15 protein-coding genes and 1 pseudogene are annotated in these 18,733 nt (G+C 38.6%); 8 read left to right on the forward strand and 8 right to left on the reverse strand.

The annotated features are described in order from the left end of the window. Positions 1–193: 193 nt before the first annotated feature. Positions 194–3,091: a valine--tRNA ligase gene (locus ACSC97_RS07335; RefSeq protein ID WP_436660137.1), complete on the forward strand. Its 2,898-nt coding sequence runs from the start codon at positions 194–196 to the stop codon at positions 3,089–3,091. Positions 3,092–3,117: 26 nt separating this feature from the next. Here the strand turns inward: ACSC97_RS07335 and ACSC97_RS07340 are convergent, their stop codons facing one another. The 3 genes from ACSC97_RS07340 to ACSC97_RS07350 form a co-directional block, all read right to left on the reverse strand. Continuing rightward, positions 3,118–4,305, reverse strand: a complete 1,188-nt coding sequence (locus tag ACSC97_RS07340) for a hypothetical protein (protein WP_436660139.1) — start codon at positions 4,303–4,305, stop codon at positions 3,118–3,120. Between the two features lie 177 nt (positions 4,306–4,482). Next, complete coding sequence (locus tag ACSC97_RS07345) at positions 4,483–4,851, reverse strand: endonuclease domain-containing protein (RefSeq protein WP_368567011.1); 369 nt, start codon at positions 4,849–4,851, stop codon at positions 4,483–4,485. Positions 4,852–4,994: 143 nt separating this feature from the next. Continuing rightward, positions 4,995–6,014 carry a molecular chaperone DnaJ gene (locus tag ACSC97_RS07350; protein ID WP_168154249.1) on the reverse strand — a complete coding sequence of 340 codons (1,020 nt, stop codon included), beginning with the start codon at positions 6,012–6,014 and terminating at the stop codon, positions 4,995–4,997. A gap of 373 nt (positions 6,015–6,387) precedes the next feature. On the opposite strand from ACSC97_RS07350, the gene ACSC97_RS07355 reads away from it, so the two are divergent. From ACSC97_RS07355 to ACSC97_RS07365, 3 genes are all read left to right on the forward strand, one after another. Then, entirely contained in the window at positions 6,388–7,575 is a 1,188-nt protein-coding gene (locus ACSC97_RS07355) for an ammonium transporter (protein ID WP_004908475.1), read from the forward strand. Positions 7,576–7,690: 115 nt separating this feature from the next. Further along, positions 7,691–8,407: a phosphatase PAP2 family protein gene (locus ACSC97_RS07360; RefSeq protein WP_436660142.1), complete on the forward strand. Its 717-nt coding sequence runs from the start codon at positions 7,691–7,693 to the stop codon at positions 8,405–8,407. Positions 8,408–8,453: 46 nt separating this feature from the next. After that, entirely contained in the window at positions 8,454–9,260 is an 807-nt protein-coding gene (locus ACSC97_RS07365; protein ID WP_436660144.1) for a serine/threonine protein kinase, read from the forward strand. An 11-nt stretch (positions 9,261–9,271) separates the two neighbouring features. Here ACSC97_RS07365 and ACSC97_RS07370 read toward each other — a convergent pair whose 3' ends face one another. The 5 genes from ACSC97_RS07370 to ACSC97_RS07390 all read right to left on the reverse strand — a co-directional run bounded on the left by ACSC97_RS07370 (position 9,272) and on the right by ACSC97_RS07390 (position 15,912). Continuing rightward, positions 9,272–10,606, reverse strand: a complete 1,335-nt coding sequence (locus tag ACSC97_RS07370; RefSeq protein ID WP_125298508.1) for a sensor histidine kinase — start codon at positions 10,604–10,606, stop codon at positions 9,272–9,274. Between the two features lie 5 nt (positions 10,607–10,611). After that, on the reverse strand, positions 10,612–11,289 hold the full coding sequence (locus tag ACSC97_RS07375; protein WP_004950703.1) for a DNA-binding response regulator PmrA: 678 nt from the start codon (positions 11,287–11,289) through the stop codon (positions 10,612–10,614). Between the two features lie 13 nt (positions 11,290–11,302). Beyond that, the gene (locus tag ACSC97_RS07380) at positions 11,303–12,940 is read right to left on the reverse strand and encodes a phosphoethanolamine transferase (protein WP_436660147.1); all 1,638 of its coding nucleotides are present in this window, start codon (positions 12,938–12,940) and stop codon (positions 11,303–11,305) included. A gap of 269 nt (positions 12,941–13,209) precedes the next feature. Then, positions 13,210–14,340 (reverse strand): porin, encoded by a 1,131-nt coding sequence (locus ACSC97_RS07385; RefSeq protein WP_004908491.1) that lies wholly within the window; start codon positions 14,338–14,340, stop codon positions 13,210–13,212. A 312-nt stretch (positions 14,341–14,652) separates the two neighbouring features. Next, positions 14,653–15,912, reverse strand: a complete 1,260-nt coding sequence (locus ACSC97_RS07390) for an MFS transporter (RefSeq protein WP_436660150.1) — start codon at positions 15,910–15,912, stop codon at positions 14,653–14,655. 144 nt (positions 15,913–16,056) lie between these two features. On the opposite strand from ACSC97_RS07390, the gene ACSC97_RS07395 reads away from it, so the two are divergent. From ACSC97_RS07395 to ACSC97_RS07410, 4 genes and pseudogenes are all read left to right on the forward strand, one after another. After that, positions 16,057–16,683 carry a lysophospholipid acyltransferase family protein gene (locus ACSC97_RS07395; protein ID WP_004908496.1) on the forward strand — a complete coding sequence of 209 codons (627 nt, stop codon included), beginning with the start codon at positions 16,057–16,059 and terminating at the stop codon, positions 16,681–16,683. 62 nt (positions 16,684–16,745) lie between these two features. After that, positions 16,746–17,663 (forward strand): patatin-like phospholipase family protein, encoded by a 918-nt coding sequence (locus ACSC97_RS07400; RefSeq protein ID WP_005402178.1) that lies wholly within the window; start codon positions 16,746–16,748, stop codon positions 17,661–17,663. Positions 17,664–17,769: 106 nt separating this feature from the next. Then, a complete protein-coding gene (locus tag ACSC97_RS07405) occupies positions 17,770–18,231 on the forward strand; it encodes an NfeD family protein (protein ID WP_004908503.1) in 462 nt (153 codons plus the stop codon). 18 nt (positions 18,232–18,249) lie between these two features. Further along, a pseudogene (locus tag ACSC97_RS07410) lies at positions 18,250–18,627 on the forward strand (SPFH domain-containing protein); the annotation flags it as partial. Positions 18,628–18,733 lie beyond the last annotated feature (106 nt).

Consider the following 18,733-nt stretch of genomic DNA (forward strand, 5'->3'; position numbering starts at 1 on the left):
TTTATTTTTAAGCTGAAAAAGTAAGTCTAATCCATGATGACACATAACAAGTTGATCACTTGGATGGATCGATCTAAATAAGAATGCATCTGCTTAGTTTTGAAACAGATCCGCATGACCGAAATGCCTACAGAAGCGAGGATTTTTTGCTACAATAGATGCAATTTTTTATTCTATTTTGATCTTCTGTACTATGACTGACGCTCAATCTGCTCAAAATATCGCAACAACTTACGATCCAACCGAGATCGAAAAGAAGTGGTATCAAATCTGGGAACAAAACGGTTATTTCAAACCATCAGGTCAAGGTGAATCATTCTGTATCATGATTCCACCACCAAACGTTACGGGTAGCTTGCACATGGGTCATGGCTTTAACAATGCCATCATGGATGCACTGACTCGTTATAACCGTATGATGGGTAAAAATACCTTATGGCAACCTGGAACCGACCATGCGGGAATTGCAACGCAGATGGTTGTGGAGCGTCAACTTGGTCTACAAGGGATTAACCGCCATGACTTAGGTCGTGAAAAGTTCATCGACAAAGTTTGGGAATGGAAAGAACAATCAGGCGGAACAATTACACGTCAAATCCGTCGTTTAGGCTCATCAGTCGATTGGTCACGTGAACGCTTCACGATGGATGAAGGTTTATCCAATGCTGTGAAAGAAGTGTTTGTTAAACTTCACGAAGATGGTTTGATCTATCGTGGTAAACGTTTGGTGAATTGGGATCCAAAACTACAAACTGCCCTGTCTGATCTTGAAGTTGAAAGCAAAGAAGAAAAAGGCTCGTTGTGGCACTTTAAATATTTCTTTCAAGACAAATCGCTTAAAACCAAAGATGGCAATGACTACCTTGTGGTTGCAACGACACGTCCTGAAACATTATTGGGTGATACAGCCGTAGCGGTACATCCTGAAGATGAACGCTATGCACACCTTATCGGTAAAAACATTGTTCTACCGATCACAGGTCGTTTAGTTCCAGTTGTTGCAGATGAATACGTTGAAAAAGACTTCGGTACAGGCTGTGTAAAAATCACGCCTGCGCATGACTTCAATGACTATGAAGTAGGTAAACGTTGTGGTCTAGCGATTATCAATATCTTCAACAAAAATGCAGAAGTTTTGGCAGAGTTTGAATACATCGCTAAAGCAGGCGAGCAAATTTCACAACTGCTTCCTGCACCTGCTGACTATATCGGTTTAGAGCGTTTTGCAGCACGTAAGAAATTGGTTGAACAAGCAGAAGCTGAAGGCTGGTTAGATCAAATCCAACCGTATGACTTAAAAGCACCACGCGGTGACCGTTCAGGTGTGATCGTTGAGCCATTATTGACAGACCAATGGTATGTGAAAATTGCACCACTTGCTGAGCCTGCAATTGAAGCGGTTCAAGATGGTCGTATCAAATTTGTTCCTGAGCAATACACCAACATGTATATGTCTTGGATGCGTGATATTCAAGATTGGTGTATCTCTCGTCAACTCTGGTGGGGTCACCGTATCCCTGCTTGGTATGATGCAGAAGGCAACATTTACGTGGGTCGCAACGAAGAAGAAGTTCGTAGCAAAAACAACATCGCTGCTAACGTAGAACTGAAACAAGACGAAGACGTTTTGGACACATGGTTCTCATCTGCACTGTGGACATTCTCAACTTTAGGTTGGACTGGCGACGCACAAAAAGATGCAGCAAATGATTTCCTTAAAACCTTCCATCCAACAGATGTGTTGGTGACTGGTTTTGACATTATCTTCTTCTGGGTTGCACGTATGATCATGATGACCATGCACTTCATGAAGAATGAAGATGGTTCATCACAAGTTCCATTCAAGACGGTTTACGTTCACGGCTTAGTACGTGATGGTGAAGGTCAGAAAATGTCGAAGTCTAAGGGTAACGTCCTTGACCCATTAGATTTGATCGACGGTATTGATTTAGAAAGCCTTGTTTCGAAACGTACCACTGGCTTAATGAATCCAAAAGATGCTGCGAAGATTGAGAAATCAACGCGCAAAGAATTCCCAGAAGGCATCAATGCTTATGGTACGGACGCAGTACGTTTCACCTTCTGTGCGCTTGCAAACACGGGACGTGACATCAAGTTCGACTTAAAACGTGTTGAAGGCTACCGTAACTTCTGTAACAAAATCTGGAACGCTACTCGTTTCGTTCTGATGAATGTTGAAGGTCAAACTGTTGGTCAAGAAGCACGTCCTGATCTTTGGGAACTTCCAGAACAATGGATCATCAGCCGTTTGCAAAAAGCTGAAGCTGCGGTACATCAAGCATTTGCAACATATCGTTTAGACCTTGCAGCACAAGCGATCTATGACTTTATTTGGAATGAATACTGCGACTGGTACGTGGAGTTAACCAAGCCTGTTCTGAATGATGCGAATGTATCTGAAGAGCGTAAAGCTGAAGTTCGCCGTGTACTTCTTGCGGTAATGGAAGCATCTTTACGTTTGGCTCATCCGTTAATGCCGTATTTGACAGAAGAAATCTGGCAAACCCTTGCGCCGATGTTAGGCAAAGGTGGTGCGACGATTATGACTGCGCAATACCCTGTTCCTGAACAAGCGAAGATCAATGATCAAGCGGAAGCAGATATGCAGTGGTTACAAGGTTTGATCGGTGCGGTGCGTAATATTCGTGGTGAAATGGGCTTAGGTAATGCACGTTTATTACCCGTATTGCTTAAGAATATTTCTGATGCAGAACGTGAGCAAATCATCCGTATCGAAGCGTTGTTCAAAGCACTCGCAAAAGTTGAAAGCATTGAGTTCTTGACCAATGAGCAAGAGCCACCTCTTTCATGCTCTAGCGTTGTAAGCCATGCATCTGTATTTGTACCAATGAAAGGCTTGATTGATCCTAAAGCTGAATTGGGTCGTTTGCAGAAGGACTTGGATAAGGTTCAAAAGCAGCATGACCAAATCGCAACTAAACTTGCCAACGAAGGTTTTGTCGCTAAAGCACCAGCAGCTGTAGTTGAAGGTGAAAAGGTTAAATTGGCTGAGTTTGCTGATCAGTTAAGCAAAATTAAAGCAAGTATGGAGCAAATTGCAGCGCTTTAAGCCATCACATAAAAAGAGCTGATTATTCAGCTCTTTTTCTTTTTAGCTAACGGAACTCTCATATCTACTAAATAAGGAGGAAATAGTATTCCAACACGTTTAGTTTTTTCATTGAATCCTAATCTAGCAGTATCTAGAAGATGTTCTATTTGTGGTCTAATTTTTATATCTAATTTGCTCAAAATATAATTTATAAAATTTTTCACAACTTCATATTCATCATAAATAGACGTAATATTCATTGTTCGAATTGATACGCCTATACTTTTTTCCCAAAAATCTTCATATTGATCAAAAATAGGCATTTTTTTATCAAAATATACATTTCCAAATGCCTGCTTATTGATATTTACGTTACCATGAAGCAGATCATTTCTTTCATTCATCAGAGTATGAAACTTTTTACACTCCTCTGTTGTATAATCAACATTAGATGAAAATCCATTACAATTTAAATGTAATGATTGAACTCTAATATCTATAGGCTGTCTAAGAGTAGTTTGATAGAGTCTGTCATTTGATTTAATTTCAGACTTAACTAATATAAATAATAAGAAATTTACAAAAGATTCTGCCATAACAGGCAACATAGCTCTTAAACCAAAAACTTGCCCAACTGCAAAATCATATTTTTGAAGTGTTTGTGTCCATCTTTCTTTAACTTCCTCAAACTCCAATTGATTTTGAGTGATCTTTAAATCTATACGATCTTGCTCTAAGTCTAAATTCAGCTCATTTAACTTTATAAAACTTTGTTCAATCGTAGACTTAATACGATAATATGGATTAATAAATTCAGTCCATTTTTCCAATGACTTTTTAGTTATGGATATGCCTTGTCCATAATTTTTAAAATCTGCTTTGATTTGGCTAATGAAGTCGAACTTATTTAGTCCTGACTCGATAACTTCACCACTGACATGTATTTCTGTTCTGAAATTATGTCCTTGAATATGAACTAGTCCTTTAGGGGAATCTAACATCCAATCCCAATGAATTAAATTATCTGAATCATCATTTTTTAATATTGTTAAAATTCCATTGGGATCACCATATTTTGCTGATAAATAGCAAAATAAATCAATTGGTTTGATCTCATTTGTGATTTCCCAAATTTCGCCTTTTTTTGAACTACCGTTTAATTTTCTTTTATTCAAAAGTTCTAAAATTTCTTGAGGACTAAGGTCTTTCAATTCTAAGAAAAGATTTTCCATTTTTATCTACATAACATAAATTTTTATGATAATACATTTACTTGTCACCTAAAGGTTATCTAAATAACTAAAATAATTTTTTATAATTCAAGCCCTCATCCCCAGAAGAGAGAGTGTCATTTGATTTAATGCCTGAGTGAATTTCGCAATTGAGTTCCCTCTCCTCTTAGGAGAGGGTTAGGGTGAGGTATTTTTCAATTCAGCACATCTCCGCCATAAATCCTCCAAAACCACATCCGTACAACCTAATGCATCATGATTCCAATACCGCACCACTTTTAAATCCAAAGCCTCTAAAAACTTGGTTCTTTCAGCATCATATTCTTTTCCCTCATCAGTACCGTGCTGACTACCATCTAACTCAATGACCAAACCTAATTCATGACAGTAAAAATCTACAATATATGGTGCAATCACATGCTGACGGCGGAATTTCAGATTCATAAATCGTTTAGCGCGAAGCAATTGCCACATCAGATTTTCGGCATCTGTCGCATTACTACGCATGGTTTTTGCGAATTCTAATAATTGTGGGTCTAGTTTCATTTTTTATTTTCCATTCTAATTACCCTCACCCCAGCCCTCTCCCTGAGGGAGAGGGAGTAGCATCCAATTTCATGAAAGCAAATATTTTAGTGGATGTTCCCTCTCCTTTCAGGAGAGGGTTAGGGAGAGGTTCTTTTAAAGACTTACAAAACCCCATGCACTAACAACATCTCCACCCCACTCACTTTTTTCATATGCTTTAATCGTTCCTTTTCCCACTTCAACTGCTGCTTTAACTCAGCACAATCCGCATCTATCGCTTTATAAACATCATTAATATGAAGATGCTCGGCTTTGACTTTCTTTGCCAACTGAAAAGAATCTAAAATTTCTTCGATTTGACTTTCAAGCTGCTGACTTTGTGCATCCAACGCCAGTTTATAAAACTTCACTTGCTCGGTACTAAGCTCTTTAGTCCCAATACCTTTATTCTGTTCAAGCTGTAACTGGAGTTTGAGCAAATAAAACAAATCCTGCTGTTCATAAGCCTGACTCGCCTGTTGGAACAACTCAGTTTTTTCTTCTTTCTTGGTTTCATCTTGCTCACGGTCGGGGTGAATCATGGCAGCAATTTTTAAATAAACCGTTTTCAGCGACTGCGTTGCCATCTGCTCAGCTTGTTCACGTTTCTGTTGCTGCCTCAGTTGCTTAGCTTGTTCTCGTGCCTGTTGTTGCTCGGCAGCATACTGCTCAAAGTCATCTTGTTCAAATTCTGAACTTTGGTTAGAGCTTTCATGAAGTTCAAACTTGGCTGACTGTACTTTTTTATTCTTTTTAACGGATTGCTGGGCATGTTGCTGATAAAAAGTATCGATCTGCTTCACAAGTGAGAGCTGTACTTCATTCAACATTTGTGAACGTTTCAACATACGGGCAAGTTGTGCGATTTTCTCATCGAGTTGCTGCATATCCGCTTTGGAAAACTCATGCTGTTGTAACAGCATCCAAAGCTGATCTAACTGCTGAAACAGGATTTCATGCAGCTCGCTATACACAGGCATCAGCTTTTGCCGTGTGTGCTGTTGAATCTCAGCTTGTGCATTCTGCCATGCAGCAAGGCTGATTTTTTGCTGTTCTATTTGATCAATCAGGCGATTCAGCTTTTTCTGCTGTGCAGATGGTTCAGACCTTTGTTTGAAACTAACTTTGAGATCAAAGGACATATTCATCCACCTGAAAAATAAAAATTGTAGCAACAATCACTATTGGAAAGTAGCAGCTTGTCTTTTGCATGATGATTAGCAAGTAGAATGCCCTACACTAAAAGTAATTAAAAACAAATAACATCCGCTGAAATGCTGCTATTTAGGTCTACACCTTTAAATTTCTGTGCTATTTTTAATAAAAATGCACCACTTTTCATCAAAATTACAATTTAATTTCTAAATTGGTGCGTTTTTTGCTTATCAAAATACAGAGAAATGAGCATTTTTAAGATTGCTCTAGTTTTTAGATTTACTAAATCTATTTTGGTGCAAAAAACGAATCAAATACTTGCACCAAAATAAAATTTAGCACTTTTTTTTGAGCACCACTATGCAAAACGTAGATCTATTTTTCTTACTGCTCGGTGCAGTACTGGTTTTGGCAATGCACGCAGGCTTTGCATTTTTAGAGCTAGGCACCGTTCGTCACAAAAACCAAGTCAATGCACTCAGTAAAATTCTGACTGACTTTGCCATTTCCGCAATTGCCTACTTCTTTGTTGGTTATTGGATTGCCTACGGACAAAACTTTTTTCATGCAGGTGAAGTTTTAGCTGCTGATCATGGTTATAACCTGATGCGTTGCTTCTTCTTATTAACCTTTGCTGCTGCCATTCCAGCGATTGTCTCTGGGGGAATTGCTGAACGTGCCAAAATGCGCTCACAAGCGATCGCAACTTTACTTTTAGTTGCCCTGATCTACCCGTTCTTTGAGGGAATGATTTGGAATGGAAACTATGGTTTCCAAAAATGGCTTGAAAGCTCTTTTGGTGCAACTTTCCATGATTTCGCTGGTTCTGTTGTTGTACACGCGATGGGTGGCTGGATTGCCTTAGCTGCGGTAATCTTGTTAGGTGCGCGTAATGGTCGTTATAAAAATGACGGTCGTGTAAGTGCTCACCCTCCTTCATCTATTCCATTCCTTGCTTTAGGTTCATGGATTTTGATCGTAGGTTGGTTTGGCTTCAACGTAATGAGTGCTCAACGTGTTGATGCTATCTCTGGCTTAGTTGCGATCAACTCATTGATGGCGATGGTTGGCGGTACTTTGGCAGCTAACTTTATGGGTAAAAATGACCCAGGCTTCTTGCACAATGGTCCTTTGGCTGGTTTAGTAGCGATCTGTGCTGGCTCTGACATCGTGCATCCTATCGGTGCATTGGTTATCGGTGGGGCTGCTGGTGGCATGTTCGTTTATCTATTTACTTACACGCAAAACAAACTCAAAGTCGACGATGTCTTGGGTGTTTGGCCATTACATGGTGTCTGTGGTGCTTTTGGGGGTATTGCAGCAGGTATCTTTGGCCAGCAAGCGCTTGGCGGTTTGGGTGGAGTATCGATTATTTCTCAAATCATCGGAACTGGCTTAGGTGTTGCCATCGCATTGGTAGGTGGTTTTGTCGTATATGGCATTTTAAAAGTCACTATGGGCATCCGTTTATCTCAAGAAGATGAGTATCGTGGTGCTGACCTTTCGATTCATAAGATTTCAGCGAATTCTGAAGAATCAATGTTTTAAGTTTTAATGTTTTATGCGGCGGAAACGCCGCTTTTTTTATGTCAATTTTAAGAGCTGTTTAAGATTAAAACAGTTTAATAAATCATAGATTGTTTACTTTTCGACGTTTGATTCTATGATTATTAAAACGCCATTTTTTCTGCTGACAAGTTTCTTACTTTTAATCAGTTTTTTTATTTTGTGGTGGGTCTTTCCTGTAGGGGGCAGCATAGATATGTACTTAATCCAACCTTGGGTGGGTACATTTGGTGATTTTGCGCTAAAAGGCGATTGGTATCTAGCAAAGCTCAATCACACCTATGTCAAAAAGGTTTTAACGCTGGTCTACATTAGTTTTTTCTTATTATGGATAGCATCTTTCAAAGTTGAAAAACTCAAAGCAAAGCGCTGGAAATATGGCTATATGTTTTGGGTCAGCATGTTATGTACTTGTGTGATCGGGCTAATCAAAGCAAATGCTGCTCATGCTTGTCCTTGGGCAATGACGACTGCAACAACCACAGGCTTCACATGGGATTTTTCTGCTACAGCAGGACATTGTTTTCCTGGTGGACATGCTAGTACAGGCTTTGCACTGGTAACAGGTTATTTTGTCTATCGACTCGATGAACAAAAACGAGGATGGTTTTATCTATTTGCAGGTATCCTACTTGGTTTTGCGATGGGATGGGCGCAGATGATGCGTGGTGCTCATTTTCTCAGCCATAATTTATGGACAGCGTGGATCTGCTTTGCAATCAATCTTGTTGTATATGCTTTAACCTACCAACGCCATCTCATACACTCGAACATAATTGATACTCCGAAAGTTTTGCCTGATGTGGTAAAGTGAGCAATCAAACACCCTTATACAATCACCTAATTATAGTTTGCTGCGAATGGATGACTTTCAGACTTTTTTAGACAATACCTTAAAAACCCAACAAGCATCTATTCAGGCTTATAAGCTCGATACTGGTAAAGTATGGTTAAAAAAAGCATCTGAACGTCATGGTCTATGGTTATATACGCCATTGAAATGGCTTGCCAAGATTTTCAATCTCGGTGCCATTATGCCTGTCCCGAATCAAGGTGGCGCGGCGGCGATTCGATGTGAATATCAGCGTATTCAACAGCTCAAACAACTCGGTGTATCAACACCTAATGTGCTTGCTCATTCTGACAAAGGGATTTTACTGGAAGATATTGGCGCTCAACATCAAAGTAAAGTTAAACAATTAGATCAAGCACTTGCATACTGCAAAGATGATTTAGCAGCTAAAACCACTTTATTTACCCAAGCGATTCAAGCAGTTCAATATGTTCATTTGCAAGGTGGTTATTTAAGCGAAGCTTTTGCACGTAATATTTTAGTCCATCAAGAAAGACATTTTAGTTTTATTGATTTCGAAACTGATCCTGCATCCGTGCTCAGCTTGCACGATTGTTTTGTCCGTGATTGGATTTTATATATTTTCTCAACGGCCTATCATTTCGAATTTGAACAGCTGAAGGATGCAAGCTATATCCTTTACCAAGCTCTACTCGCTGAACCACAAGTGTATAAAAACATTTGTAAAGTTGGAAAACGCTTAAACTGGGTGCTCAGACTCAACGTAAATCGCGTCGGTAATGATGGTAAACGCATCCAAAAATGTGTGTTGTTTCTGCGTTATCTTCGAGAGCATGCAGAAAGCAACGCTTAAATCAAAGTGACTCAGTGATGATTTAAGATTTTTGGTAAGCGTACTAAAACGGATAAGCCACCCAAATCAATACTACGAGACAGTTGCAGCGTACCGCCTAAACGTTGAATAGCTTTATCAACGATGGAAAGTCCTAAGCCGCTACCCACTTCTAAGTGGTGATGCACACGATAGAAACGTTTTAATACTTTATCGTAGTTTTCAGGGTCGATGCCAACACCACTGTCTTCAATTTGCACACATGCAAAATTGTCTTGGTCACTATAGACTGAAATATTAATGATGCCTTGATTAGGCGTATACTTAATCGCATTATCGATCAGGTTAAAAATAATCGAATGAATCGTTGACTCCAAACTATTCATTTCAATCACATCATTACGCTCAAAACCCAAATCTATTTCTTTTTGCATGGCTAAGTTGACCAATTGCTCGACGCAATTGAGTGCAACATCATTCAGGCGAAACTCCGTATTTGGCTCAATCAAATTCAAACCTACGTCTTGTTTAGCCAATGCCAGTAATTGCGTCACCAGATGCTGAATCCTCGCCAATCCTTTACTTAGATTAATTAAGGCTTCGTGTTCAGGGAATTGACTCATTAAAATCTTGGTTTGTAGATTTAATGCCGTTACAGGTGTTCTGAGTTCATGTGCAGCATCTGCAATAAATTGCTTTTGTTCAGCTTGTGCCTGTTGGATTCGTCCAAACAAATGATTCATTTCTTCAATGGTTGGAATCAACTCTTGCGGATAATCTTGGCTATCAATCGGTGCTAAACCATCCGAATCTCGACTGCGCAATTCAGCCTTGAAGTCTTCTAAAGGTCTTAAACTGAGACTAATAATGAATGCTAAGATAATAATTGCGAAAGGCAGTAACAACACATATGGCACAAACATACTGCCTGCCAACTCCCAAGCGAAGTTCTTGCGTACCTGCTCTTGTTGGCTAACCTGAATTTGATAATCTTTTAACGGAATGACATAAACACGCCATTTTCCTTGTGGTGTTTCTTGCGTATAAAAACCAGCTTGCTTCACTGGTGGAATCAATAGATGCGTTTGATGCCATAAGTGACTTTGATCTTTGTACGCCCAAATATCGACCAGTAAATCTTCCTCGTGATAAGTCCGATGCAATTCGATTTTACTGGTGATGGTGGTTAAAGGCTGAGTAGTAGACCGTTCAGCCATATATTGCATTTGCGTATCGAGGATCTCATCAACTTCATGTAAAGCGATCTTATAAGCAGTGAAAATCAATAAACATCCAAGCAATAAACTGAAAACTGATGTCCCCCAGATTAATCTTTTCTTGAGGGAATATTGCTTGGATAACTTCATAATACTTATGCTTGTCCTAATCTATAGCCCAATCCACGAATAGTACGAATAAAGTCTTTACCCAACTTAGCTCGTAAATGATGGACATAGACTTCGATGGTATTACTCGTGACTTCACTGTCAAAATCATACAACTTATCTTCTAGATTTGCTTTAGAAAAAATCTTGTTGGGATGACTGACTAATGGAATCAAAATCGCCCACTCACGATTGGATAATTCAATCTGCTGCCCTTTAAAGGTCGCTAAATGTTGTTCCACATCTAGAACTAAATCACCACTTTTGAGCAATTGAGTTTGTTGTTTATATTGTGCATTCTCAGCACCGCCACGTCGTAACAAAGCATGAATACGTGCGAGTAATTCGTCGAATTCATAAGGCTTAATCAAATAATCGTCAGCACCTTGATTCAGTCCATCCACTCGATTTTGGAGTTGATCACGCGCAGAGATAATTAAAACAGGTATAGAAGATCGCTGACGAATCTGTCTTAAGATTTGCATGCCATCCATCAGAGGCAATCCTAGATCTAGCAGTACTAAGTCAAATGGTTGTTTGGTCAACATCGTTAAACCATCCACACCATTATTGACCCACTCCACTTCAAACTGATGATAGCGCAATAGAGTCAAGGTTGACTCTGCGATCATAAAGTCATCTTCGATCATCAAGATTTTAGTCATGATTTCCTCATTCTTAGGAATTTGAACATGCAGACAGCATGTCATTTTGTGGCTCAATTACTTTCGTTTTGACATTCAGCAAGCTCAATAAAGTTGGGAATAAATTGTCTTGGCTTAATGCTTTAGTTTTTTGCTGTGTTAAACACTGGACTTGACGACTGGCTTGTTGCTTCCACGCATCAGAGAACCACATCAACATCGGTACATGTGTTTGCTGACTTGGTGCAATCGCATATGGTGCGCCATGTAGATACATACCACTTTCACCAGTTGATTCACCATGATCTGATAAATACCACAAACCTGTCTCATACTGCGTTGTATTTTTTAATGTTTCAATCAATGAATCTAACACATAGTCAGTGTACAACAAGGTATTGTCATAACTATTAATCAGTGCATCTTGACTACATCCTTGGATGGCATTGGTATCACAAGTTGGTTTAAAGACTTTGAACTGTGGCGGAACACGTTTGTAATACGCAGGTCCATGACTACCCATTTGATGTAAAACGATCAATCGAGGTTGCGTGTCATTTTTAGGAATAGTTGCGATATATGTTTTCAAACTATCAATTAAAAGATCGTCAAAACATTCACCTTCTTCACACCATTTCTGCTGGATAGGTTCAGGTATTTTAAACTGCTCAACGCGGTCACAAGCGCCCTTGCATCCAGAGTTATTATCAATCCAAGTGACTTTATAGCCAGCACGTTGTGCGATATCAAGTAAACCTTCTCGATGACTGGCAAGCCCTTCATCATAATCTTTACGAGGCATACCAGAGAACATACATGGCACTGAAACCGCCGTTGCTGTACCACATGAACTCACTTGAGAGAAGTTAATAATGTCTTGCTTTGATAATTTCGGGTTAGTATTTTTCGCATAACCATTTAAAGAAAAGTTTTCAGCACGAGCTGTCTCACCTACCACCAAAACCATCAATTTCGGACGAGCAGAATTTTCTTTTACAAGTTTTGCATCAGTCCCATAAGTGACCAATGGTAAATTTTCTTTAGGCGCTTTCTTTTTATAATAAGACACAAAAGAAGCAATCATATTTTGTGGAGAGATCATTCCTTTTAAATCACGGTTTTCACGGAAGATTGCCGCAAAATCCACGTAAAACACAAACAACAACCCACCCACCATCGCTAGTGATACGATCGTCGCCATGACCTTCTTCAACAACTGTTTCAAGATCGGTTCAGATTTCAGTTTTACGATCAATATGGCAATGATTGGTAATACTGTCATGCCCAGTGTCCAAGTGACCAAATGTATGGACCACGTATCTCTTGCTTCAGCGATATCTGTTTGCATCAAATTCTGAATCTGATCAGAAGTAATTAACACCCCTAGTGTGCTGACAGCATATGAAGCAAATCCACCAATAAATACCATGGCAATTGCAACAGGCTTGGCTGTCCACTTCCAGTTCAAAAGTTGAAAAAGAAAGAAATAGGCTGACACAACGACGACAGCTGAAGCGGCTACGAATAGCCCTGCTTTAATACCTGTATAAGGTGTAAGCAACTGAAGCTTTTCATAAAAGGCAAAATTTAAGAAAAGTCCTAACCAAATTGAAAGCAATAGGTTAAACGTGAGTAGCGAAATAGGCTTTGCCCTTAGTTTTTTCAGCAGCATAGTCATCGTCACAATAGATAGAAATGATAATTTTGGGTGACATTAAGATAGGAGCTGAAACTTAAAAATGACTTAAATGATTAATTTTTCAGCAACCAATTTTAATAAATTTTATCTATATTATTATTTTTTTCAAAAACTTAAAACAATAATTGAGTTAACAATAATCATTTTCAATATTCATATATTATTTAAATCTTAATAATTCATTCAAATAATAAAAAAGCACTCAAAACAAATAACTTTTGAGTGCTTTGAGAAAGATAAGATTAGAATTTGAATTCTAATCCTAGGCCACCTACAGGTTGCTTGTCTTTTTTATCCGCTTGCTCAAGCGTTAAATAGCCAGCATAACCATAGGTTTTTACTTGCTTACTAAATGCATAATCCGCACCTGCGATGACTTGTTTAGCTTTGAAGTCTGCACTGTTGTCTTTGAAACTGGTATCGTTTTGGCTGTATTGAGCTTTCACTGTCCAGTTTTTAGACTGTGGAATGTTATATTCAGCACCGACTAACCAACCTTGTGCATCATCAATATTTTTAGCTTTTGCAGCCCATTTAGTTGCATCACCCGCATCAGCATAAGAAGTTTCTTCAACTTCTGAACTTTGATAAAGTGCTTTAAGCGCTAAACCTTCAATTGGATTTAATCGGCCAATCGCACGAACTGTATTTGCCGCAGCAAACACTGATCCGCCTGCAATTTCAGGATCAGATGCATTTAAAATACCTTTACCTAAGAACGTACTTGGGATCGCTTTGTCATAACCGAGACCCGCAACAAAAAGTGGGTTTTCATAAGTTACCGAAGCTGACCAAGCATCACCTAAGCCCTGACCTTCAACTTTGGCACCTCCACTGCTTTGCTTAATTCCAGTCGCCTCACCTGTTGCCAGTAAAGCATTAAATTTAAATGCACCATCAAGAACTTTGACTGCAGGTGACTCATAGATCACTACATTATCAATACGGTTTTCGCCAGTAAAAATCCCTGTTACATCTGCTTTGTTAGCAACATAGTTGTTGAAAGTATCTACAACACTAGAGAGTTGCTTGACTGGTGTATCATGTTTACCAATTTTAACTGTACCCAACTTGCTGTCTTTTAAGCCAACAAAACGGTTACGTTGAGTCCAATCACTGCTGTCACCATCTGCACTGAATCCCCATTCAGCAGCATAAACAGCACTTAAACGCTCTGTTAATTTCTCATCACCTTTGAATCCGATAAAGGTGCTGTTCGAACTAATTTCCCAAACATCTTTGTTTGATTTTGTCGCATTTTTTTCTGGTAAATAATCAACACTCGCGTCGATTTCACCGTAGATTGTTGGTGCTGCAAAAGTAGAGGTTGCAAGTAAACCTAATACTGCTGCTGTTACAATTTTGATTTTCATTTTTGCCATCCTAGTTAAATTTGTAACAAATCCTACACATTAACTTTATATGACAAAACGATTAAAATCTTATTTATTTATTCCATTTTCGACTAAAGTTTAATTTTTAGCCGAGACTAACACCTTATCTTTTTTATTATATCCACGCCAAAAAATATTTATTAGTCAGTGATTTACAATATTATTCATCACATTTTAAACTCAAGAAATAGAGCTAAAAAACAATTGAATGAAGATATACATTTATCGAAAAGCCTTAGATTGTTACCTTAAAATATTACAGTTTAATATCCAAGCTTTATAAATTTGCAATCAACCTTGATTAATATTTACATATTTCTTCCAATTAAAAATTGGTAGCAAACAAATGAATGATATTAGAAAAATTGCAGATAAATAATAGTAATATCCAAGCAAATCACCAAGTAATCCACTTAGTAAATATAATAAACCACTGACTGTCGCCATAACTGAAACCTGCAAAGTAAAGTCAGTTCCCGCAAAGTGTTTACGGCTGTAACTCATAATTAAGCTGAGCATGACCACCAACAACATCGCGGAACATGCATCTTCAAAGGCATTGATTACATATATTATAGAAGAATCAATTTTTTTATGATGTTCAAATACATAACCCAAATAAACATAGAAAAATAGACTTAGAATTTTTAACATAGAAAATATAATCAAGGCATAAGCCTTAGACAGATATTTCAACAACACCCCTGCAATTGCTGCACCTAACAATGCAGCCACAGCACCTAAAATTGTAATATAAACTCCAATTTGAGAAAAAGTTAAACCTAAATCAACAGCAAGTGGTTTTAATATAGGCCCTGTCAATCCATCAACAATCTTAAAAGTGATTAATACTAGCAACCATGCTTTTAACTGTGGAGACGAGCTAAAATAATGAAGATATCGTTTAATCGACTTAATTTTTGAATGATTTGAGCTGTTATTTGAATTTATCGATTTAATTCGTTCAGGTTCTTTATGAAATAAAATAGGAATGGTATTCAGGAATACTAAAACCGCCAACAATAAAAATGTTTTTTGCCAATATAACCAATCCAAGCACCAAAGTACGACACCACCACCGATGATAAACCCTAACCTAGAACCAATCACTTGAAAGGTATTACCCCAGTGTAATTGATCATTTTTAAGTAAATTAACAGCTAAAGCATCCGTCGCAATATCTTGTGTCGCACCTGTAAGATTTAAACATAACAGCAAAGTAAAGAAGATTAATAAATACAGAGGTTGATCAAGTGCATGAATTGGAAAAAAGGACAATATCACCAAAATAATGACACTAGCGAATTGAGTAGGAATAATCCAACTGCGATAGTGACCTAAATTCGAGATTGCATAACGATCAACATATGCAGCCCAAAAGATTTTGATCGACCACGGCAACATCAATAATCCAAAACCGCCAATATGTGCCAGAGATACACCTTGAGATCTTAAAATCACAGGTAAAGCATGTGTCATAAAACCGACAGGTAATCCTTGTGCCCAATACAACGAAAATAGCAATAAATAGATTTGACGAAGATTAGGCATGTAAGGCTGTTCCTAAAGTATTTCTTTGTAAGTTCAACTATCTAATCCTCTCAAAACCGACACATTAAAATCTCATTTTTTGCCAATGCGATGCAGATAGTGAGAGTTTAAGATGATTAAAGTTGTCATTATTTTTCTGAACCTATGTCACAACATTTTCCTGAATTACCGCCTCTAGTACCACAAAGAGGAACCAGTTATAGCCGTGCATTGTGTAAGAAACTCTTTCTAAGTCAAGGTTGGAAAGTGGTTGGTGAAATTCCAAACTTACCCAAAGCAGTCGCTATTATCTCACCACATACGTCTAATATTGATGGGTGGTACGGTTTTCTTGCGATTGGCGGTTTGGGGCTCAAGATTACGGTTCTAGGCAAAGATACACTATTTAAGCCTCCATTTAAGCCCCTTCTCAACTGGGCGGGATTAATCCCTGTGCATCGTGACAGTACCAATGGTTTGACTGAACAGGTCGTTGCGGAAATTCAAAAGTGCGATCGAATCTGGGTCGGAATGGCACCTGAAGGTACGCGTAAAAAAGCCGAAAAAATGAAAAGTGGTTTCTACCATATTGCACATGCAGCAGGCATTCCGATTGTGATGTTTTCTTTTGATTATGACCACAAAACGATTTACTGCTTAGGTGCCTTTACGCCAACAGGTCATTATCAACAAGATCTTGAAAAAATTATGGGTTTTTACCAAGGACATTTTTCTCCCAAAAATCCAAATTGGTTAGCAGAGCCATTACAAAAACTTGTGAAAAAAAACTAGAAAATCGAGGGCAAATCTGCTGAGATGTGCCCATCTTTTCGTCGATTTTATCTCCTTTTGATATGAAAATTGCTCAACTCTCCTGTTTAGCACTTGTTAGCTTGACATTATTTGGTTGTGATCAAGTTGCAAAAAAAACGCCACCAACTTCAACCTTAAAAGCACGTGAGCCCGTGATTGCTCTAGCATTAGGCGGTGGCGGTGCTAAAGGCTTTTCACATATTGGCGTCATCAAAGTCCTTGAGTCACATGGCATTAAAGCTAAAATTGTGACCGGCACCAGTGCTGGCAGCTTTGTTGGTAGCATTTATGCAAGTGGGCAAACGCCTTATCAGATGCAAAGTCTTGCATTAAAACTACAAGAGTCTGACATCCGTGATCTCACCTTAAATAGCCAAGGTTTTATCATGGGGCAAAAACTTCAGAATTATGTCAACAGTCAAGTTGCCAACAAACCGATTGAGAAATTCCCAATACGTTTTGCTGCTGTAGCAACTCGTTTAGACAACGGCAAGAAAGCTGAATTTATTAAAGGCAATGCAGGTCAAGCTGTACGTGCATCATGTAGTATTCCAAATGTCTTTGTGCCAACGGTCATCGGTGGTACCAAATATGTCGACGGTGGTTTAGTCAGCCCTATTCCTGTAAAAACAGCGAAAGATATGGGTGCTGATATCGTAATCGCGGTTGATATTTCTGCGCGTCCTACAGGTGATAAACCAATGAATATGTGGGGATTACTAGATCAGACGATTAATATCATGGGTCAGCAAAGTATTAACGAAGAACTTAATCAAGCTACTGTCGTGATTCAGCCGAAAGTCGGTCATCTCGGTGTACTCGATCTAAAATCAAGTAACCAAGCTATCTTAGAAGGTGAAAAAGCGGCTCAAGCCAAGATCACAGCGATCCGAGCTGCAATTACTAACTTCAAAAAATCCCCTGCAGCATTTAAACCTGCCCCTCGGCCAAAATTCTAAAACACATTCATTATCTTTATATATTCATAAAGATAATCATCTGTTACAGTGCTAGAGGTGAATATTTTTTCACCTCTATTTACCGTTTAACGATACGAGCAAATCTATGGAATTTGTAGTTGAGCCTTGGCACTGGTTGGTATTAGGTATTTTGTTAATTCTTTCAGAATTAGTATTACCTGCATTTGCTGCACTATGGTTTGGTATAGCAGCAGTGATGGTGTGTATTTTACTTTGGCTTTTCCCAATGATGGGCTTTACCACTCAAGTGATCACTTGGGGGATTTTATCGATTTTATGTACGATTCTTTGGTTTAAATTTATAAAACCACTCTCAATTGATAAGACCAAAGCGGGCTTATCCCGTGAAGCAACCATTGGTCAAGTGGGGATGGTCATCCAAACTGGACTGGATCACAGTCAAATCGTGGTGCGTTTTCCAATGCCTGTACTCGGCTCTGATGAGTGGAACTGTCGAAGCACAGCTCCTGTAAAAGTCGGAGATCGTGTTCGTGTTATTGATATCATGGGTAATGATTTAGTTGTTCAACCGCATAGCACTTCATAAACATAAAGAGGGTTTCTAATGTCTGTCGGTACTATTGTTGTTTTAGCGCTCTTCGCTTTTGTTGGTATAACCATTTTTAAAGGGGTTCGAATTGTTCCCCAAGGTTATAAATGGATTGTTCAACGTCTTGGTAAATACCATACCACGTTGAATCCAGGTCTCAATTTTGTGATTCCATATGTAGATGAAGTTGCATATAAAATCACGACGAAAGATATTGTCTTAGATATTCCATCACAAGAAGTGATCACACGTGATAATGCAGTGTTAGTGATGAATGCCGTTGCTTATATCAATCTGACCACACCTGAAAAAGCCGTGTATGGTATCGAAAACTATACTTGGGCGATTCAAAATCTTGTACAAACTTCTCTGCGCTCGATCGTGGGGGCTTTGTTGCATAAATAAATTTCATCCCCATACATGTTAGATGAATACAGAATCAAAAAGCCGATACAAAACAACGAACTGGTCTGAGTACAATCAGGCTTTACGTCAACGG

This window comes from Acinetobacter sp. P1(2025) (assembly GCF_051390655.1).
Classification (GTDB): domain Bacteria; phylum Pseudomonadota; class Gammaproteobacteria; order Pseudomonadales; family Moraxellaceae; genus Acinetobacter; species Acinetobacter junii.

What these genes read in the sequence shown, in the direction of transcription:
- ACSC97_RS07400 (WP_005402178.1), top strand. Translation starts at nt 16,746, where the DNA reads ATGAAAATTGCTCAACTCTCCTGTTTAGCACTTGTTAGCTTGACATTA.
- ACSC97_RS07375 (WP_004950703.1), bottom strand. Translation starts at nt 11,289, where the DNA reads ATGACTAAAATCTTGATGATCGAAGATGACTTTATGATCGCAGAGTCA.
- ACSC97_RS07335 (WP_436660137.1), top strand. Translation starts at nt 194, where the DNA reads ATGACTGACGCTCAATCTGCTCAAAATATCGCAACAACTTACGATCCA.
- ACSC97_RS07345 (WP_368567011.1), bottom strand. Translation starts at nt 4,851, where the DNA reads ATGAAACTAGACCCACAATTATTAGAATTCGCAAAAACCATGCGTAGT.
- ACSC97_RS07355 (WP_004908475.1), top strand. Translation starts at nt 6,388, where the DNA reads ATGCAAAACGTAGATCTATTTTTCTTACTGCTCGGTGCAGTACTGGTT.
- ACSC97_RS07340 (WP_436660139.1), bottom strand. Translation starts at nt 4,305, where the DNA reads ATGGAAAATCTTTTCTTAGAATTGAAAGACCTTAGTCCTCAAGAAATT.
- ACSC97_RS07380 (WP_436660147.1), bottom strand. Translation starts at nt 12,940, where the DNA reads ATGCTGCTGAAAAAACTAAGGGCAAAGCCTATTTCGCTACTCACGTTT.
- ACSC97_RS07365 (WP_436660144.1), top strand. Translation starts at nt 8,454, where the DNA reads ATGGATGACTTTCAGACTTTTTTAGACAATACCTTAAAAACCCAACAA.
- ACSC97_RS07395 (WP_004908496.1), top strand. Translation starts at nt 16,057, where the DNA reads ATGTCACAACATTTTCCTGAATTACCGCCTCTAGTACCACAAAGAGGA.
- ACSC97_RS07385 (WP_004908491.1), bottom strand. Translation starts at nt 14,340, where the DNA reads ATGAAAATCAAAATTGTAACAGCAGCAGTATTAGGTTTACTTGCAACC.
- ACSC97_RS07405 (WP_004908503.1), top strand. Translation starts at nt 17,770, where the DNA reads ATGGAATTTGTAGTTGAGCCTTGGCACTGGTTGGTATTAGGTATTTTG.
- ACSC97_RS07390 (WP_436660150.1), bottom strand. Translation starts at nt 15,912, where the DNA reads ATGCCTAATCTTCGTCAAATCTATTTATTGCTATTTTCGTTGTATTGG.
- ACSC97_RS07360 (WP_436660142.1), top strand. Translation starts at nt 7,691, where the DNA reads ATGATTATTAAAACGCCATTTTTTCTGCTGACAAGTTTCTTACTTTTA.
- ACSC97_RS07370 (WP_125298508.1), bottom strand. Translation starts at nt 10,606, where the DNA reads ATGAAGTTATCCAAGCAATATTCCCTCAAGAAAAGATTAATCTGGGGG.
- ACSC97_RS07350 (WP_168154249.1), bottom strand. Translation starts at nt 6,014, where the DNA reads ATGTCCTTTGATCTCAAAGTTAGTTTCAAACAAAGGTCTGAACCATCT.